Source organism: Pandoraea oxalativorans, from assembly GCF_000972785.3.
Classification (GTDB): Bacteria; Pseudomonadota; Gammaproteobacteria; order Burkholderiales; family Burkholderiaceae; genus Pandoraea; species Pandoraea oxalativorans.
Genome location: NZ_CP011253.3, coordinates 4,591,488 through 4,609,730, shown reverse-complemented (window position 1 = coordinate 4,609,730; position 18,243 = coordinate 4,591,488). Strand labels below are relative to the sequence as shown.

The following is an 18,243-nucleotide window of genomic DNA, read 5'->3' as shown; positions in this document are numbered from 1 at the left end:
CAGCCTCCGGCGTCGCGCCGCCGGGGCCGACGACGATCTACGGCGTGGGCACCGACATCCTGCAAATCAGTCGCGTCGTGGGCGTGATGACACGCACGAAAGGCCGATTCGCGGAGCGCGTGCTCGGGCCTGAGGAACTCAAGGTTTATTGCGCTCGTCAGAAGCGCTCCGAGGTGCGCGGGCTGGCTTATCTGTGCACGCGGTTCGCCGCGAAAGAAGCTGTCTCGAAGGCCATCGGTCTCGGGATGCGCTGGCCGATGACATGGCGTGCCGTGCAGACGCTGAACGCGCCCTCGGGCAAGCCGGTGGTGGTCGCGTCGGGTGAGTTGGTGCAGTGGCTTGCCGAGCGGCAATTGTCGATCGAGATTTCGATCACGGACGAAAAGGAATACGCGGTTGCCTTTGCAATCGCGTCACGTAATTTAGGCAACATTGGCAATATTGCATCGGAGAAAACGCAATGACGAAGCGCAGGCCGGGCCCGGTGATGCTGGACGTTGTCGGGCTGACCCTCAGCGAAGACGATATCCGTCGCATCGATCACCCGTTGACCGGGGGTGTCATTCTGTTCGCCCGCAACTTCGACGATCGCGCGCAACTGTGCTCGCTCACGAAGCAGATTCGCGACGTGCGCGACGACATTCTGATCGCCGTCGATCATGAAGGCGGGCGCGTGCAACGCTTTCGCACCGACGGGTTCACCCATCTGCCCGCGATGGGCAAGCTGGGTAAGCTCTGGCATGAGGACGTATTCGAGGCAACGCGCGTCACGACGGCCGTTGGCTATGTGCTTGCGTCGGAACTACGTGCCTGCGACATCGACCTGAGCTTCACGCCGGTGCTGGATCTGGACTACGGAACGTCTGCCGTGATCGGCGACCGTGCGTTCGACGCGGACCCGCGCGTGGTGGCGATGCTCGCCAAGAGCCTCAACCACGGCCTGTTGCTCGCAGGGATGGCGAACTGCGGCAAGCACTTCCCGGGGCATGGCTTTGTGGCGGCGGACTCGCATCACGAGATTCCCGTGGACGAGCGTTCGCTCGACGAGATTCTGTCGATCGATGCGCAACCGTACGACTGGCTTGGCATGTCGCTCGCAGCGGTCATGCCGGCGCACGTGATCTATCCGCAGGTCGACCCGAACCCGGCAGGCTTCTCGGCCAAGTGGCTCAAGGAGATTCTGCGCGGCAAGTATCGTTTCGACGGCGTGATCTTCAGCGACGATCTGTCGATGCAGGGCGCGAGCGCGGCGGGCGACGTTGTGACGGCCGCGCATGCGGCGCTGGACGCTGGCTGCGACATGGTGCTCATCTGCAACAGTCCGGAAAAGGCGGACCGACTGCTGCGCGAAATGAAGCCGGTGACCGACACCGTCTCGCAGCGTCGCATCAAGCATTTGCCGGGTCGTGGCAAGGTGCACGGCTGGGAGAAGATGCTGGCGCAGCCGGAGTATCAGGCGGCGAAGCGTCTGATCGCGGAGACGTTCGGCGGTTAAGACGAACGGACTGGGCGCAACCCTCGGGTCCTGTGTGTGGGTTGTTTCAACCCCAGAGGTGATCGATCGGTGACGCGCAGCGCAAACCATCGCCCCAAACAAAAAGCGCTCGACCCCGAAGGGACGAGCGCTTTTTTGTTACCCGACGAACCGCACCGCCCCAGAGCGCTGCGGTCGCAAGCCAGCGCTTAGGCGCGGCTCTTGTATTCGTCGGTACGCGTGTCGATTTCGATCTTGTCGCCGGTGTTCACGAACAGCGGAACCTGAACTTCCAGCAGGTCGTTGATCTTGGCGTTCTTCAGCACACGGCCAGACGAAGTGTCGCCCTTGACTGCCGGCTCAGCGTATTCGACGGTGCGAACGAGCGTCGTCGGCAACTGCACCGAGATCGCTTTTTCCTGGAAGAAAACGACTTCGCAGGGCATGCCGTCTTCCAGGTACTTGATCGCGTCGCCCATGTTTTCGGCTTCGACTTCGTACTGGTTGTAGTCCGCGTCCATGAAGACGTACATCGGATCGGCAAAGTACGAGTACGTCACTTCCTTGCGATCAAGGACGATGTCTTCGAACTTGTCGTCGGCCTTGTAGACGTTTTCGGAGTTGCCCGTACCCAAAAGCTTCTTGAGCTTCATCTTCACGACGCTGGCGTTGCGGCCCGACTTGCTGTATTCGGCCTTCAACACAACGTTCGGCTCGCCGGCGATCATAACGACGTTGCCGACGCGGAGTTCTTGAGCGGTTTTCATAAAAAAACGAGATCCTGTGACGAAATAAGCGATTTGCCGCTTGTTGAGCGCTTCCACGCGCTCATTCGCCGCTTGATTCCCGCGTCCGTTCGAAGAGAATTGGGCAGCAGGCTCAGCAGCAAAGCGTTGAAAAACCAGCTATTTTACCTGATTTTCGGCGAAGCTTGCCAGTTGCCGAGCAAGGTCAGGGAGTGTTGCCTGCGCGCTGGCCCAGGCCTGCGCATGAGGCTTTAGCTTGGGCAATGCCAACGCCAGAGCGGCCCAATCCGGCGGCGTGCTCGCATATCCGTTCCAGAGGTGCCAGAACGTGCGCAGCGCCTCGCGCGCGGTGTGTCCCAATGCTGGGGAGCCTGCGGGCAGATCGTCCAGATACAGGTCGAGAAACGCGTCGAGCTTTTCGTGATGTGCATTATCCTCCTGCGCATAGATATGCCAGACGAACGGCTTCGCCGCCCATTGCGCGCGCACGAAAGAGTCTTCCCCTCGCACGAAATTCAGATCGCATGCCCAGAGCAGGTTATCGAACTCGTGTTGCGGCACGAACGGCAGGCCGTAAGCCGTCAGCGCGCCGCGTGTCCCCGATTCGCGCGGCGCGAGCGTCTCACGTCCGAGCCATTCGCCGACAGCCGGGGCAATTCGACCTTGGGGAACGAGGCAGACCACGGGCGTGTCGCTTGCCGCCCATTGGGCAAGTAACGCCGGCAGTGCGACATTCTCATACGCAAACAGCGACACAATCAGCACATCTTGCGGCGCCGCAGCCAAGCCTAGCGTTCGTTTCCACCAGGCGTCGCGCAGCTCGGAAGACGCAAGGAAGGCGTCGCGCCGGGAAAACAGCTCCCGTTCGCGAATCAGTCCGCCGGTGCGATGCGTGAACCCTGGCAGGAAAAAGGTCTTGAGAAGTCCCAACTGCGGATGGATCGACTTCTGCAGGTGGACGTCTTCAACCCAATTTTCTGCACTCAGATATTCCAGATTGACCCAGGTCGGCGCGTTGCCCGCCCCTTGACGCTCGTGCATGGCCTGGATGTATGTGTCCGGGAGATGGCAGGCGAACCCCTCGATCACGATGTCGCCCGGCGCGTTGTCATGCGTGATCGGGCCGAAGTCGGCGTCCCAGTGCCGCACGTCGACGCCGTCGCAGCGCTGCCGAGCCTGCGTTGGCTCGATATCCGGGCGCAGATATCGGAAGCTCGCGAGATCGTCGACCCAGAGCCGCACCGACCATCCGTGCTCCCGAACGAGTTGGCGGGCCAGTCGCCAGCACACGCCGATGTCGCCGAAATTGTCGACAACGGTGCAGAAAAGGTCGCAGCGCGGCACCGGCGGAAGGTGGCTGGCGCTCGTGGTGGCGGGCGAGGGGGCCGGTGGGGACGCCGGTGCGGATGCGGTGGACAGGGGCATTGAGAAGCCGTAACGCGGATTGGTCTAAACTTCTAATTTTAGTCCCTCCTTGTATCAGTCGAGGCACACAAGGGACGCTCAGATCGCCAGAGTTCATGACCGAAGACGCCCACGACGTCACGCCACCGCGTAAGTCCCGCAAATCCAAAGCCACCGACGCCGGAAAGCCGAAGCGCGAGCGCCGCAACGGTAACGACGGGCCGCAGATGCCAGCGGATGACGCCAGCGACGCCAACGACGCGCCGTTGTTCGATGCGCGCAAAGCGCTCGCGCAGTTGCCGAATCTGCCGGGCGTCTATCGCTACTACGATGCGGCGGGCAACGTTCTTTACGTGGGCAAGGCGCGCAATCTGAAGAAGCGCGTATCGAGTTACTTCAACAAGACGCAGTTGTCGCCGCGTATTGCGTTGATGGTCGCGCGCATTGCGAAGCTGGAAACGACGGTCACGCGCTCGGAGACGGAAGCGCTGCTCCTTGAAAACAATCTGATCAAGGCGCTGCATCCGCGCTACAACATCCTGTTTCGGGACGACAAGTCCTACCCGTTCCTCAAGCTCACGCAGCACAAGTACCCGCGCATGGCGTATTACCGTGGCTCGGTGGATCGTCGTGGTCAGTATTTCGGACCGTTCCCGAGTGCTTGGGCCGTGCGCGAGAGCATCCAGATTCTGCAAAAGGTCTTCCAGTTGCGCACCTGCGAAGACTCCGTCTTTTCGAATCGCACGCGTCCGTGTCTGCTTAATCAGATCGAGCGGTGCAGCGCGCCGTGCGTGGGCGCGATTCAGGACGAGGACTACGCGCGTGACGTGAACAACGCCGCCGCGTTCCTCTCCGGACGTCAAAAGGAAGTACTCGGCGCACTCGAAGACAAGATGATGGCTTACGCCGAAGCGCTCCAGTTCGAGCAGGCGGCGGTCGTGCGCAATCAGATGCAGGCGCTCTCCGGCGTGTTGCAGCAGCAGTCCGTCGAAACGGCGGGCGATGTCGACGCCGACATTCTTGCCGTAGCCTACGCTGGCGGTCGCGCTTGCGTGAACCTTGCGATGGTGCGCGGCGGACGTCACCTGGGCGACAAGGCGTATTTCCCGGCGCACGTCGAGCGGGGTGTCGAAGGCGGGATCGCGGACGAATTCGAGGAAGACGAAGTGCTCGCCGAGTTGCCGTCCGAGGATGATTCGGGCGATTCGGCCGCTGCCGTGGCAAAGCCGGAAGAGGGCGGCAACGATCCGTCCGCGCAAGTCGCGCAAGCCCCGTCCGCGTCGCTCGAATCGCGTCTGCTCGAAGCGTTCGTCGCTCAACACTATCTCGGCCAGTCGGTGCCGCCGGTGCTGGTGGTGAGCCATGCGCTGCCGAACGACGAGTTGCTCACCGCGCTCTCGGAGCAGGCGGGCCGCCGTATCGCGTTGGTGCGCCAACCGCAGGGCCAGCGACGCGCATGGCTCGACATGGCGTTGCAAGGGGCGCAGCTTGCGCTCACGCGTTTGCTGACTGAGCAGGGCAGCCAGCAGGCGCGCACCGGCGAGCTGATCCAAACCATCGGTCTCGACATCGACGATCCCGCGCTGCTGCGCGTGGAGTGCTTCGATATCAGCCATACGCAGGGCGAAGCCACACAGGCCTCGTGCGTGGTGTTCCATCATCACAAGATGCAGACGAGCGAGTACCGGCGCTACAACATCACGGGTATTACGCCGGGCGACGACTATGCCGCCATGCGTCAGGTGCTCACGCGCCGGTATGGCCGTTTGATGGAGGCGGCTGCTGCGACGGTGAGCGACGCCGCCGATCCGTCGTCCGTGGCCGCCGACGTCGCTCGTGCGGAGGCTGACACTTCCGTCGTGGCGGAAGGTGACGCGACCGAATCGACCGCACCGAGTGCATCGGTCGCCCCCGATGTCGCCGACGTCGAAGCCAATCTCCCGCAACTGGTGCTGATCGACGGCGGCAAGGGGCAGGTGGAGGTGGCGCGTCAGGTGTTCGTCGAGCTGGGGATCGATATTGGTCGCCTGGTTGGCGTGGCGAAGGGCGAGGGACGCAAGGTGGGTCTCGAGACGCTGATTTTCGCCGACGGACGCGCGCCGCTCGAACTTGGTCGCGAAAGCGCGGTGCTGATGCTGATCGCGCAGATTCGGGACGAGGCGCACCGGTTCGCGATCACCGGCATGCGGGCCAAGCGTGCGAAGGCGCGTCAGACGTCGCGCCTCGAGGAGATCGAAGGCATCGGTGCGAAGCGCCGTCAGCGTCTGCTGATGCGCTTCGGCGGTTTGCAAGGTGTCGTGTCGGCCAGCGTCGACGAACTGGCGAGCGTCGAAGGTATCTCGACAACGCTTGCCGAGCAGATCTATCGCCAGCTTCACTAGTTCAGTCCGTTCACCGGGGACGCCGGGCCGCTGCCTTCGCCGGAGGCTGTCGTCCCCCCTCGCTCCCCTCGCCCCCCTCATCATCCATCGTCACGTATCGCCGTGAAACAGCAAACGCATGACGGTGTCGTTATCGACGGTTTCCCCGGACAGCGTGCGGGCGAGCAACTCACCGCCGACGACCGGCGGCGCAAAAATCATGTCCGGCTGCACGCGCTTGAGTTTGCTCAGGTGCTTGCTGTCGTTCACTGAGGCGATGGTGCGCACGCTCGGTGCGATCTCTTTCGCGGCGAGCACGATGAACGCATTTTCGGAATCGTCCGCCCGCAGTGCGAGCACGGCTTTGGCATGGCCGATGCCCGCGTGGGTCAGCACGGTGTTGTCGCTGGCGTCGCCGTGCATGACGTCCGCTTCTCCCGGATAGGGATTGTCCGCGCCGCTGGCGATGACGACCGTCACCGGCCAGCCGCGTTTGGTGAGTTCGTGGTGGACGTTGACGGCCAGCGGCGATGCGCCGGCCACGATGAAGTGGTTTTTCCGTATCACGTGCGTGAATCTCCCCGCGAGAATTTTCTTGAGGTTGCCGCCGACGAGCGGGCCGATGACGACGGAGAGCGACGTCGCGAACACGCTGATCCCGAAGATGATGACCGACGCGGTGAACAGGCGCGCGTCGGTCGATACCGGCACGATATCGCCGTAGCCGACCGTCGTCATCGTGACGATGGCGAAGTAGAACGCGGTGGCGAGGTCGCCGACGCTCGGCTTGAACTCGCGCCCCAGATACATCGTGCCGAACGTCGCGTAGATCACCAGGGCGAACACGGCCACCAGCGTGTAGAGCGTGGCGGCGGCGAAGCTGGCCCGGTCGAATTCGGGCCAATACCAGAGCAACAGTCCGAAGCAGACGAGCGAGAGAACGAACGTCACGTCGAAGCGGATGTCGAGGTGGAAGTTGATGGCGGCGGCAAGGGCGAGCATGACCAGCGTGAATGCCCACGCAGTGCGCGCACGAATCACCAGTCCGCAGGACAGTGCGACGAGCGCCGTGCCGACGAGCGCGCGGGGCAGATGCGAGAAGTCGATGCGCTCGATGGCGTTCAGTCCGAACAGCAGCCGGGGCAGGTGCGTGGCTTCGATATGTTCGAGGGCCGAGAGGTCGCCGCGCACGAAGAGGTCGATGAGCAGTGAGCCGGGCACGCGCAGCAATACGGAGGCGACGAGCAGCAGGCCGTCGATGCCGACGAGTCCTGCGATCAGCACGTGCCGGGGAACGAGTGACCCGAGGGGCGGCCGGTGCAGGGCACTGCGCAGGGTTGACAGGGGCGAGTGCAGTTTCACGAGATCGGCGCTATTGGCGGGATGTTGCGAGCAAGATAGGGGCACACTGGCGCACATGTCAACCGGTGTGCGGTGCCGCGGCCTTGTCGCTAGGGGGCAGACACGGCACAATGCGGGTCTGGTACGGTTGCCGAGTGCGCCGTGTGTCGACGTTTGCCGAACTCATGCTGCCATGCCTTTTAATGTCCCCATATTCCTGACCTGGCTTCGGATCGTGCTGATCCCGCTGGTGGTCGGCGTCTACTATTTGCCGACGACGTGGTTGTCGTCCGTCGAGATGAACTGGGTGGCGTGCGCGGTGTTCGTGCTGGCGGCGCTGACCGACTGGTTTGACGGGTTTCTGGCGCGCCGCTGGAATCAGACGTCGGCGTTCGGGGCCTTTCTGGACCCGGTGGCCGACAAGCTGATGGTAGCGGCGGCGCTGCTGATGCTGTTGCAGATGGGACGGATCAACGCGTTGGTGGCGCTCATCATTATCGGGCGGGAAATTACGATTTCGGCGCTGCGGGAGTGGATGGCACAGATTGGCGCGTCGCGCAGTGTGGCGGTGCACCAGTTGGGCAAGATCAAGACGGCGGCGCAGATGGTGGCGATTCCGCTGTTGCTGTTCAACGGCACGGTGGCGTGGAACGGTTTGCGTTTCGACTCGCGATTCTGGGGCACGTGGCTGATTTACGTGGCGGCGGTTCTCACGTTGTGGTCGATGCTGTATTATTTGCGCCGCGCGTGGCCGCAGATTCGCGAGCGTGGCGGCGCACAGATGTGAGCGTAAGTCTCTGAATATGCGGGAAGTGCGCGGGATCTGTGCGGTGGAGGAGAAAAAACTTCACAAATTTTCAGTGCAGGTGCTTGACACTGAATCGACGTTTAGACATAATCTCCTTCTCGCTGCTACGGCGCTAGTCCGGCAGCGAAGTTTTTAGAAGTTGATGGATTGGTAGTACGCATGACAATGCGGGAGTAGCTCAGTTGGTAGAGCGCAACCTTGCCAAGGTTGAGGTCGCGAGTTCGAGACTCGTCTCCCGCTCCAGTTTTCACACTGGACATTAAGTGAGTAATCCTTGGTGTTCGGTGTCATGCGGGAGTAGCTCAGTTGGTAGAGCGCAACCTTGCCAAGGTTGAGGTCGCGAGTTCGAGACTCGTCTCCCGCTCCAAATCCAGAGGGAGGCCTGGCTTCCCTTTTTATTTGCCGAAAAGCCCACGGCGATCGATCCGACGGGCGCCCTCGATGGCAACAGCGAGTGGTTACAACGCGGCAGAGTATCCCGACGGCGGGATAGCAAAATGGTTATGCAGCGGCCTGCAAAGCCGTTTACGTCGGTTCGATTCCGTCTCCCGCCTCCAAAATTCAAAAGCCCTGACTTGTCAGGGCTTTTTCTTTTTCTGCACCGGTTTTCTCGTCCCCGAACATCCTCTCAGGCGCAATACAAGCACAGGCCCCCGGCCCGACATCACAACACCATCGCGCGCATGATCCGGCCGGTCGCTTCGTCGGCCGGGTAGAACGCTTCGAGCGCCATCTCGGCGAGCGTTACATCCACCGGGGTGCCGAATACCGTGGTCGTGCTGAAGAACGACAGCAGACCCTCGTTCGTGCGCAACTAGATTGGCGATGCGCGGTGCGAGACCGTCCGGGTGTAGCGACAGACGCAACACATTCACTGCGCCGCTCAGCAACGACGGGTCGACGCCCGCGAGCAGCGGCATCACCGCGCGATTTGCCGCGAGCAGGGTCCAGTGCCGGTCGACGGCCAGTGCCGGGTAAGGCTCGTGACCATCCAGTACCCGCTGGACGGCTTCACGCGCGACGCTCATGTCGGGGGCGTCGAACGCACGGGCCTCGAAGCGGGGCGCGAAGCCCGCCGCGACTAGCAGCGCGTTGCGCTCACGCAATGGAATGTCGAGCGCTTGCGCGAGATGCAGGAGCATCTCGCGGCTCGGTTGTGCGCGGCCCGTCTCCACGAAGCTCAGATGACGGGTGGAAATCTCGGCTTCCAGCGCGAGGTCGAGCTGGCTCATGCGTCGACGCTGGCGCCAGTCGCGCAACAAGGTTCCGATAGCAGGTGTCGTCATGAAGCGGAGTATGGGGCGGTTGGAGAATGGCAGCCATTACCTCGCAGGTAATCGACGGTGCGTCGCGCAATCGAGAAGATTATAGCCAGCGAGACACGATGTCTCGTCCTCCTGAGCATCACAGCTACCGCTGGGGTGTCGGGATCCGACTCACTCCAGTGGAGGTCATCATGATGTCATCCGGTCAGTCCTCGCTTGAGGCTTCTAGCCACCATTCGCTTCATTCGTCCTCCCGCGCTTCGATGCTCGTGCGCGTCCTGCTCGCCGACGCGCTGGTGAGCGGTGCCGTCGGGGTGTTACAGGTACTCGCCGCCGCACCGCTGGCGGGGCTGCTGGACCTGCCCGCCGCAGGACTGCGCATCACGGGCCTTATCCTGCTTGCCTACGCGGCCGCACTCGTCTGGCTGGTGCGGCGCACTGCGCTACCCACGGGGGCCGCATGGACGGTCATCGTCATCAACGTGATCTGGGCACTCGATTGCGCCTTGTTGCTGGCATCGGACTGGATCGCGCCCAACGGGCTGGGCGCGGCCTTCATCGGTATTCAGATCGTCACGGTGCTGGTGTTCGCCGAACTGACGTTCATCGGACTTCGCCGCCGTCGGCAGGTGTCTGTCTGATGGGCGGAGTGCCCCCGCGACGTCACGAATTTACGGTTATAACAGCGGGGGGCGTCAGCCCCGGTTTCCCAAAATTCAAAGCCCTGACCCGTCAGGGCTTTTCCTTATCTCGTCCGAGATTCTTCCTTTGATTTCCGACCCTCGTGCCTCGGCAGGGTGGGTGTGTCGCGTCCTCTTCGACAGACAGCCTCCCGCCGTATCGATTGGGCAATTGCGTGGCCGTTGCGCGATCAAATCTTGCCTAGTATTGCCTATCAGGTAACTTCGAAATAAGCGCTATGCCGAATTTTGTTCCGACAACCTGAAGGGAGTTTATAAATGCTTAGGAGTACAGTTTATGAAGAGGGATCAGTATTCGGATAATCGTTCATCATCGGGGGATCGGATCGCCGTCATTGGTATTTCGTGTCGCTATCCGGGGGCGAACGGCCCCAATGAGCTGTGGGAAAACGTACTCGCCAAACGCCAGCAATTCCGATCCATTCCGCAGTGTCGTGCCCGGCGAGAGGACTATTACAACGAAGACCGCGCCGTGCCGGACCAGACGTATGCGTGGCAAGCCGCCGTCATCGATGGTTACGCGTTCGACTGGCAGGCGCGCCGAATCCCGAAAAGCGCATTCGAGGCGACGGACATCGCGCACTGGCTGGCGCTCGACATGGCCATCGAGATGCTTGTCGATGCAGGCTACATCGGCGAACGGCGTTTGCCGAGACAAACAACGCGGGTGATTGTCGGAAACACGCTCACCGGTGACATGAAGCGGGCGAACGACCTGCGTCTGCGCTGGCCTTACGTACGGTCGTGCCTGCGTGCCGCCGCCGCGTCGGCGCAATGGACGGGCGATGCCACGATGGCGCTTGAGCGTCATATGGAGTCCTTCTACAAGGCCCCCTTCCCGCAGACCAACGAAGATTCGCTGGCCGGCGGTCTGTCGAACACGATCCCGGGACGCATTGCCAATTATCTGGACCTGAACGGCGGCTGCTTTACGATCGACGGCGCTTGCAGTTCGTCCCTCCTGGCGATTCACGCGGGCGCATCGAGTCTTGTCGCCCGTCAATGCGATTTCGTGATCGCGGGCGCGGTCGATATCAGTATCGATCCCTTCGAACTGGTTGGTTTCGCCAAAGTCGGCGCATTGACGCCGACACAAATGCGCGTCTACGACGTGCGTGGCGATGGTTTCATCCCGGGCGAGGGATGTGGCTTTGTCGGTCTGAAGCGTATGGACGACGCGCTTCGGGATCACGACAAGATCTATGCCGTTCTGGATGGCTGGGGCATGTCGTCCGATGGTGCGGGGGGGATCACCGCGCCCAAGGCACAGGGACAGCACCTTTCGCACATGGCGGCCTACCGGTGCGCGGGCGTATCCCCAAAGCGCCTCGACTTCGTAGAGGGACACGGTACCGGAACCGTCGCCGGTGATCGGGCCGAGTTGCGCGCGCTGGGTATGACGCTGTCGGAATCCGAGCGCGATCACAGTTGCGGCGTCACGTCGTTCAAGTCAATCGTCGGCCATACCAAGGCCGCCTCGGGGATGGGGGCCTTCATCAAGAGCGTGATTGCCGTGAATCAGCGCGTGCTGCCCCCTACGGCAGGATGTGAACAACCGCACGAAGCATTTTCGGGTGAAGCGCGCAGCTTGTACCCGTTGATACGTGGTGCGGTACGAAGCGCCGACGAGACGCTGAGATGCGGCGTGTCCGCCATGGGGTTCGGCGGCATCAATGTCCACGTCACGCTGACCTCCCCCGATACCGCACCGCAGGCCACGCTACAGAACAACCGCGACGACAGAAGCGCGATGGCGAGTTGGCAGGACAGTGAGATATTCCCCCTGAGCGCTTGCTCGTTGGACGAACTCAGACGCGTCGTCGGGCTTCTGCGACGCGACGTGACCGGCATCAGTCACGCGGAGCTCTCGGATCTCGCAGCGCGGTGCGCCCACGATCTGGATAACGCAAGGTCGTGGCGAGCGGCGATTACGGCGGATTCTCCGGAGCAGCTCGCAGAGCGACTCGCTTCGCTGGATCGGGCGCTGGCCAATACGCGTTCGGGCGAAACCCTCGTGGACCGTTCGCAAGGTTACGCGTTCGGGAATCCTGCCGAGCCGCCCGAGGTCGGCATGCTATTTCCCGGGCAGGGCGCTCAACAACTGGGGATGGCGCGCGCACTGATCGAGCGTTATCCGTGGGCCCGCGATTTTTCGGAACAGGCGCAACGATGGGTCGCGAAGCACGGCCCCCATGAGTTGCTGAGCGTCGTTTCCCCGGCGCTTGACCGGTTTCCTCACCGTCGCCATCGGGGCGAACTCATTCAGACGTTGCAGAAGACGGAGTGGGCACAGCCGTCGATCGTTTTCGCGTCGTTGCTTTGGTTGCAGATGCTCTCGCGTCTGGGCATTCGACCGACGTGTGTCGCCGGACATAGTCTGGGCGAATTGGTCGCCTTCCATGCGGCAGGGGCGTACGACATGCAATCCGCGGTGGAACTGGCGGCGGTGAGAGGGCAGGCGATGTCAGCCCATCGAGATCGACCCGGTGCCATGCTGGGGCTCGCATGCGGGCATTCCCAGGCGAAGCGCTTCACCGAAGTGACGCAATCCAGCGGCTACGCGATTGTTGCGAACGTCAACAGCGACAGTCAGGTCGTGGTCTCCGGGGAAGCGAATGCCATCGACGCCGTCCAAAGCGCGGCGTCGCAGGCGGGCGTTGCGACGGCCCGTTTGCCCGTGAGTAACGCCTTTCACTCTCGACTTGTGGCATCGGCAGCGGATGCACTGCGTGATCGTTCGCCCGTCGCGCACGAGTGCGGCGTGCTCAACTGTGTGCTGATTTCCAGCACCGACGGACTGGAGGTGCCGCAAGGGGTTGGACTGCGAGATCACTTTGCCGATCAGGTGCTCCGCCCGGTCGATTTCGTCACGACGCTCAAATCCATGGCGAGGCACGTCGACGTCATGCTCGAAGTGGGGCCGGGCAATGTGCTCACGAATCTCGCGGGCGGCACTGCGGCAACTCAGGCGTTGCGATGCCTGCCCGTGGAGTCCAAGGCCGAAACCTGGTCCGATATCAATTGGGCGCTGGCGAACCTGCATGCGTCAGGCACAAGTATCAAGTGGCACGAGTTGCACGCCAGACGTCTCGTTCGTCCGTTTGTCGGCGTCAACGACAGGGCGTTCATCGTCAGCCCGTGTGAGCGCTTGGCACCGCGTATCGGTGACGCGCACACGCGAGACCTGCCTCACCCGCGCAGCGAAATGGCCTCGCAACCCGCAACGCTTTCGCCCGTTGTCGATACTCATGCGGCAGTGGAAGAGGATGCGTTCGGTCGGGCGATGACAACGACCGGAGCAAGCCCACATCCGGCGCCAGTGCCGATGCTCGCGACGGCGCACGAGCCGCAGACGACGACTGCATGGTCCGTGCTCAAACGCTTGTCTTCGACGATCACTGGCTTTTCGGCGTCGGCCATTGAGTCAGGCACCCGTCCGCTGGACGACCTCAATCTCGACTCGATCAAAACGGCCGACATGATTGCGCGCGCGAGTGAAGCGCTCGGTATTGCACCGGGTACGCTCGACGTGACCGCGCTGTCGGTCATGACGTTGGGCGGCATTGCGCAAGCGATGGATGCCGTGACGGGCACAGGTGGCGGATCCGAAGCCGTGCACGACGTCACACGTGACATCCCACCCGACGTCGCACCCGAGGTCACAGCCGACGTCACCGAAGTGCTGTTCGACGAAGTGTCGCGTGTCACCGGTTTTGACAAGGCGCACCTGACACCGACATTACGCCTGCTGGACGACCTCAATCTGGATTCCATCAAGGCGGCCGCGGTACTCGGCGAAGTCATGCGCAGGACCGGAGCGGAGGGAAAGCTCGAGGCCACCGCGCTGGCTTATGCCGCGCTTGGCGATATTGCCGATGCAATCGGCAAAGCGTTGGGAGGGGGCACGGAAGTGCCTCGCGCAGCAGCGTCCGATCTGGTCGCTGGGGCCGATGTCAACCCGACTGATCTCGCCAACGTGATCGCCACGCCGACCCCGGCAGCATGGGTGCGGGCATTCGAGCTGGTCGCCGTGCCGACGGCACCGCAGTCGAATTCGGATGAGGTGTCGGGCAAGCGCTTTCGTATCTGGCCCGTTGAGAAGACGGATACGACTTACCGTGAAATCGCGGAAGTCCTCTCGTCGGCTGGCGCAGACGTCGGCGTCGATTTAGGGGCGCAGGGCGATCATGCGGCGCACTGCGTTGTGGTGTTGCCCCGGCGACCGAGCCTCACGCCAGCGTCGGGGAGGGCGTACATCGCATCGCTCGTCGAGCCGTTGCACAGTGCGGTCGCCGTCGCCACCCGACTCGGTTGCACCAGCATCACATTCGTTCAGTTCGGATTAGGCGAGCTATTTGGCCTACCGTCACGTTCTGCGTCGAGTTCTCCCGAGACGTCTTGTGCGCAGGCATTTGCGGCGAGCTTGCGGATGGAGCGCCCCGACTGGCGCGTTCGGATTCTGGATTTTCCCTCGTCCATCCCGGACGAACTCGTGGCGCGTCGGCTGCTGGAGAGCGTGTCGGACCCTGCGAAATACTTGCAGCGCTTTCATAACGATGTGGGCAAACCGCACTCGCTGGTGCCCCGCGTCGTCGACATCGATGTGCTGCCCGCGCGTCCGATCGAATGGTCCGACGCCGATGTGATCCTGGCGACGGGCGGTGCAAAGGGGATTACGGCGGCGCTGACGCAGGCGTTTGCGAAGCGCACGCGTGCCCGTGTGGCGCTCGTCGGAAGGGCGAGCGCGGACGCCCCCGAAGTTCGCGCCACGCTCGCCGGGTATGCGCGAGAGAACCTCCGCGCCGAGTATTTTTCCTGCGACTTGTGTCGTCCCGGGGCCGTGGCGGAACTGATCAGGGACATCGGCCAACGACTCGGCCCCGTTTCGGGACTCATTCACGGTGCAGGCCACAACGTGCCGAGGCGCATCGAGCAAGTCAGCGTCGAGCAAGCCATCGACGAAGTTGCGCCGAAGCTGCAATCGCTGCTCGCACTCGATCGGGCATTGGGGGCGCATCCGCTAAAACTCGTGGTGGGTTTGGGATCGATCATCGGCGTCACGGGAATGCCGGGTAACGCATGGTATGCGTTTGCGAATCAGGCGATGGACGTTGCGTTGGCTACGCTGGGAGCAAGACGCCGCGATGTTTCGACTTTGACGCTGAAGTACAGCGTCTGGTCCGATATCGGTATGGGGGTCCGTTTGGGGAGCGTCGCGCGATTGTCGGCGCTTGGGATCGCCGCGATTTCGCCGCGTGAGGGCATCGAGCATTTTCTCGGCCTTATGCTGGGGATGCCACCATCGAAGCGAATTGTCGTTGCGGCTAGCCTCGACGGTCTTGAGACGTGGCAGTCGATGATTGCGCCTCCTTCACGGGCGAGCGGCTTCGTGGACAATGTCGTCCGGTATCAGCCCGGCGTCGAAATCGCGTCCCGGACGCAGTTGTTGCCAAGCCGCGACCCGTATCTGACCGATCACGAATACCACGGGGTGCTGCTGTTTCCGACGGTCTTCGGACTCGAGGCGATGGCGGCCTGTGCGCAAGCGGCGGTGGGAAAAGCGTTGCCGATTCGGTTCCGGTTCGAAAATGTCCGCCTCGACCGCCCGGTGATCGTGACGAACAACGGCGCGAATATCGAAGTGCGTGCGTTGGTACGCCCTAGAAAGTCGAGCGCAGAACCGGTTCGGGTCGATACCTCGATCAGTGCCGAACAGTCGGCCTATCGTTCCCCCCACTTCGCGTGTACGGTGGTTTTCGAAGCCGAGGAGCACGTGCATACAGCACTGGCCTGGCCCGCAAGTCCAATCGCGCATCTGGCCCCGGGCGATCTCTACGGGCGACGCTTGTTTCAAGGCCCGCTGTTCCAGAGAATCAGGGAGATCTATGCCCTCGATTCGTCCGGCTCGCTGACCACTGTCGACGCGTCGGATCAAAGTGACGAACCGCGATCCTTTGTTGCCGGAGATCCGTATTTCAGGGATGGTTTATTGCAAACGTCGCTGCTCAGCGCGCGGGGCGAGTTTCTGCCCGCGAACATCGAACGCATCGAATGCTACGCGTCAAGCGCGGGCAAGCATGGGCCGCATCTGGTCAGAAGTCAGGTGATATCGCGCACGGAAGATGCCATCGTATCGGACATCACAGCGATATCGGCCGACCGAAGTATCGTCGAGCGGATTGTCGGGTTTCGAATTCAGCGCGTATCGGTCGATGATCAGGCCCCCGGCCCCGAGGACTGGGTGGACCCCGGTCAACGAGACGAAGCGCTCCTCAGGCGCACCCTTCAGTCGGCGTGCGAAGCGCTTTCCTGTGAGACGCCGCACGTCTCGCTGCGCTATGCCCCCGAACTGTCGGACATGGAGCGTTCTCTTCGACGCGCTCGCGAGACGCCGCAACTGGTGGCGCTCGTCGAATCTACCGTGGCATTCCTTGCGCCGAAACTCGGCGAGACACACATCGATATTGTGTGGGAGGACAGCGGAAAGCCACGTCTTTCCGGAGGGCTTGGCGAGCGAATCGGTGTGTCGCTGGCGCATGACGGGTCGCACTGCACTTACGTGTGCGGCGCGGGGGATCAGGGCTGCGATGTTGAGCCGATTGTCAGTCGGGACGCGCCGGAGTGGCGTCGCTTGTTGTCGAACGAATCGGCGAGCCGACTCGTTGATCTCATGCGCGAAGGCGACACGCTCGACGAAGCGGGCACGCGCTTGTGGTGTGCTTTCGAGGCGGGCGTCAAATCGCTCGGCGAGCGCAGCATCAAGCTGACACCGACGCAGCGTTCGGATGGTGCTGTGCTGATCGTCGCGCGGGCGGAATGCAACCGTCGGGCGGTGACGGTCCTGACGCTGCCATGCGACATGACGCGGCATGCGAGAAAGATGTTCGCGGTGGTCGTGCGAACGGCGGATAGCACGGGGAGCGCGGGGACCGGGGATAAGCCTGTGAGCGCCGGGTCTGCCGACGCGCTGGGCGGCCCTGGCGGATCTTCCTCGCCCGAACCGTCACGATTGCATATGCCGGTAGCACCGTACGTCACAACGACACGATTTCGCGTCGCGTACAAGGACGCGAGCCCACCGGTGCTCACGCTGACGGCGGCCACGCTTGCCCAGTGGATGGGACGGCTGAGAGAGGAGCACACCGTAGATTTCGGCCGCCAGATGCTCGACGAATTCGATACGGGGATTTATGGCATGGCGACCAATCACGCCCGCATCGAATCGCTGGCGAGACCGGATACGACGGATCTCATCGAGGGACGATTCTGGTTCACTCGCCAATATGGCCGAGGTGATTCCTCAATGGATCAGTTGCTTGAATGGCACAGGATCGACGCTGCCGGTCGCCATCAGTTGATTGCGCGGGCGCGCATGGCAACGACATGGACGCGCATCGTGAGTCATGGGGTGATCGCCCCGTCTCCGTTGCCCGCCTTCTATGGCGATTGGTTGAGACCTCGTCTCGACGCGTTTAATCGTGCGAAGGCAGCGGGCGAGTTCGTCGAGTCCGGAGACGAAACATCGCCACTGACGTCACCCGCGCTCTTTACGGCGCCAGCGACGCCCAGGATGACGTCGATACTCTGGCGAAAGACGTTCGAGACCTCGTTGAGCAATGCCAATCTCGTCGGCAACGTCTATTTCGCGAACTACTACCAGTGGCAGGAGGCGACGCTGGAGCACTACATTCAACGTATCTCGCGCGATCTGCCGCATCCTTCTGCGGCAAGAGAAGGGCTGCATTGTCTCTCGGCTTGCGTGAACCATCTTCGCGAGGCCATGCCCTTCGATTCGATCGAAGTCGTGATGGCGCTTCAGTGCCTGCACGCCGAGGGCTTCGAACTTCGTTTCGAGCACTATCGACTCGAACGCAACGACGTGCGAGTCAAGCTCGCGGTCGGATCGACGTGTCACGTCTGGACGGGACGCGGACCCGCCGGGCAGCCCATCCAACCCCGGGCGATGCCCGAGGTCTTGCGAGCTGCGTTGCTCGATGCTTGCCATGCGTTCGAGTCCGCGCCCGCCGAAGAGGCCGGATAAGCGACGGTTCGTCGGGGGGCACGTGTCGGCCCCCTTCGACATCTGTGGCGCCCGCACGCTCCGGAGGGGCGATTCTTCGGTCGACCGCGCAATGTCGGGCGAA

The 18,243-nt window shown here is 62.5% G+C and carries 9 protein-coding genes, 3 tRNA genes and 1 pseudogene; 9 read left to right on the top strand and 4 right to left on the bottom strand.

Going from position 1 to position 18,243, the window contains the following annotated elements:
• Window positions 1–86 precede the first annotated feature (86 nt).
• Together acpS and nagZ are read left to right on the top strand one after the other, a co-directional pair.
• Complete coding sequence (gene acpS / locus MB84_RS20280; protein ID WP_245725581.1) at window positions 87–464, top strand: holo-ACP synthase; 378 nt, start codon at window positions 87–89, stop codon at window positions 462–464.
• Window positions 461–1,495 carry a beta-N-acetylhexosaminidase gene (gene nagZ, locus MB84_RS20275; protein ID WP_046289663.1) on the top strand — a complete coding sequence of 345 codons (1,035 nt, stop codon included), beginning with the start codon at window positions 461–463 and terminating at the stop codon, window positions 1,493–1,495. Before acpS ends, nagZ begins: the two co-directional genes overlap by 4 nt.
• 188 nt (window positions 1,496–1,683) lie before the next feature.
• Here the strand turns inward: nagZ and efp are convergent, their stop codons facing one another.
• Window positions 1,684–2,241 (bottom strand): elongation factor P, encoded by a 558-nt coding sequence (gene efp / locus MB84_RS20270; protein WP_046289662.1) that lies wholly within the window; start codon window positions 2,239–2,241, stop codon window positions 1,684–1,686.
• A gap of 138 nt (window positions 2,242–2,379) precedes the next feature.
• A complete protein-coding gene (earP, locus tag MB84_RS20265; protein ID WP_052652612.1) occupies window positions 2,380–3,645 on the bottom strand; it encodes an elongation factor P maturation arginine rhamnosyltransferase EarP in 1,266 nt (421 codons plus the stop codon).
• A 206-nt stretch (window positions 3,646–3,851) separates the two neighbouring features.
• On the opposite strand from earP, the gene uvrC reads away from it, so the two are divergent.
• Entirely contained in the window at window positions 3,852–6,005 is a 2,154-nt protein-coding gene (gene uvrC / locus MB84_RS20260) for an excinuclease ABC subunit UvrC (RefSeq protein WP_046293062.1), read from the top strand.
• A gap of 90 nt (window positions 6,006–6,095) precedes the next feature.
• Here uvrC and kch read toward each other — a convergent pair whose 3' ends face one another.
• On the bottom strand, window positions 6,096–7,268 hold the full coding sequence (kch, locus tag MB84_RS20255; RefSeq protein WP_245725421.1) for a voltage-gated potassium channel protein: 1,173 nt from the start codon (window positions 7,266–7,268) through the stop codon (window positions 6,096–6,098).
• Between the two features lie 250 nt (window positions 7,269–7,518).
• On the opposite strand from kch, the gene pgsA reads away from it, so the two are divergent.
• From pgsA to MB84_RS20235, 4 genes are all read left to right on the top strand, one after another.
• Window positions 7,519–8,112, top strand: a complete 594-nt coding sequence (pgsA, locus tag MB84_RS20250; RefSeq protein WP_046289661.1) for a CDP-diacylglycerol--glycerol-3-phosphate 3-phosphatidyltransferase — start codon at window positions 7,519–7,521, stop codon at window positions 8,110–8,112.
• A 188-nt stretch (window positions 8,113–8,300) separates the two neighbouring features.
• Window positions 8,301–8,376 (top strand) — tRNA-Gly (locus MB84_RS20245).
• A gap of 48 nt (window positions 8,377–8,424) precedes the next feature.
• Window positions 8,425–8,500, top strand: a tRNA-Gly gene (locus MB84_RS20240).
• 116 nt (window positions 8,501–8,616) lie between these two features.
• Window positions 8,617–8,690: transfer RNA gene (locus tag MB84_RS20235), tRNA-Cys, on the top strand.
• A 107-nt stretch (window positions 8,691–8,797) separates the two neighbouring features.
• On the opposite strand, the pseudogene MB84_RS20230 reads toward MB84_RS20235, so the two are convergent.
• Window positions 8,798–9,419 (bottom strand): annotated as a pseudogene (locus MB84_RS20230) (helix-turn-helix domain-containing protein).
• 170 nt (window positions 9,420–9,589) lie between these two features.
• Here MB84_RS20230 and MB84_RS20225 point away from each other — a divergent pair.
• Entirely contained in the window at window positions 9,590–10,039 is a 450-nt protein-coding gene (locus MB84_RS20225) for a hypothetical protein (RefSeq protein WP_211279322.1), read from the top strand.
• Between the two features lie 337 nt (window positions 10,040–10,376).
• Window positions 10,377–18,140: a type I polyketide synthase gene (locus MB84_RS20220; RefSeq protein WP_052652610.1), complete on the top strand. Its 7,764-nt coding sequence runs from the start codon at window positions 10,377–10,379 to the stop codon at window positions 18,138–18,140.
• Window positions 18,141–18,243 lie beyond the last annotated feature (103 nt).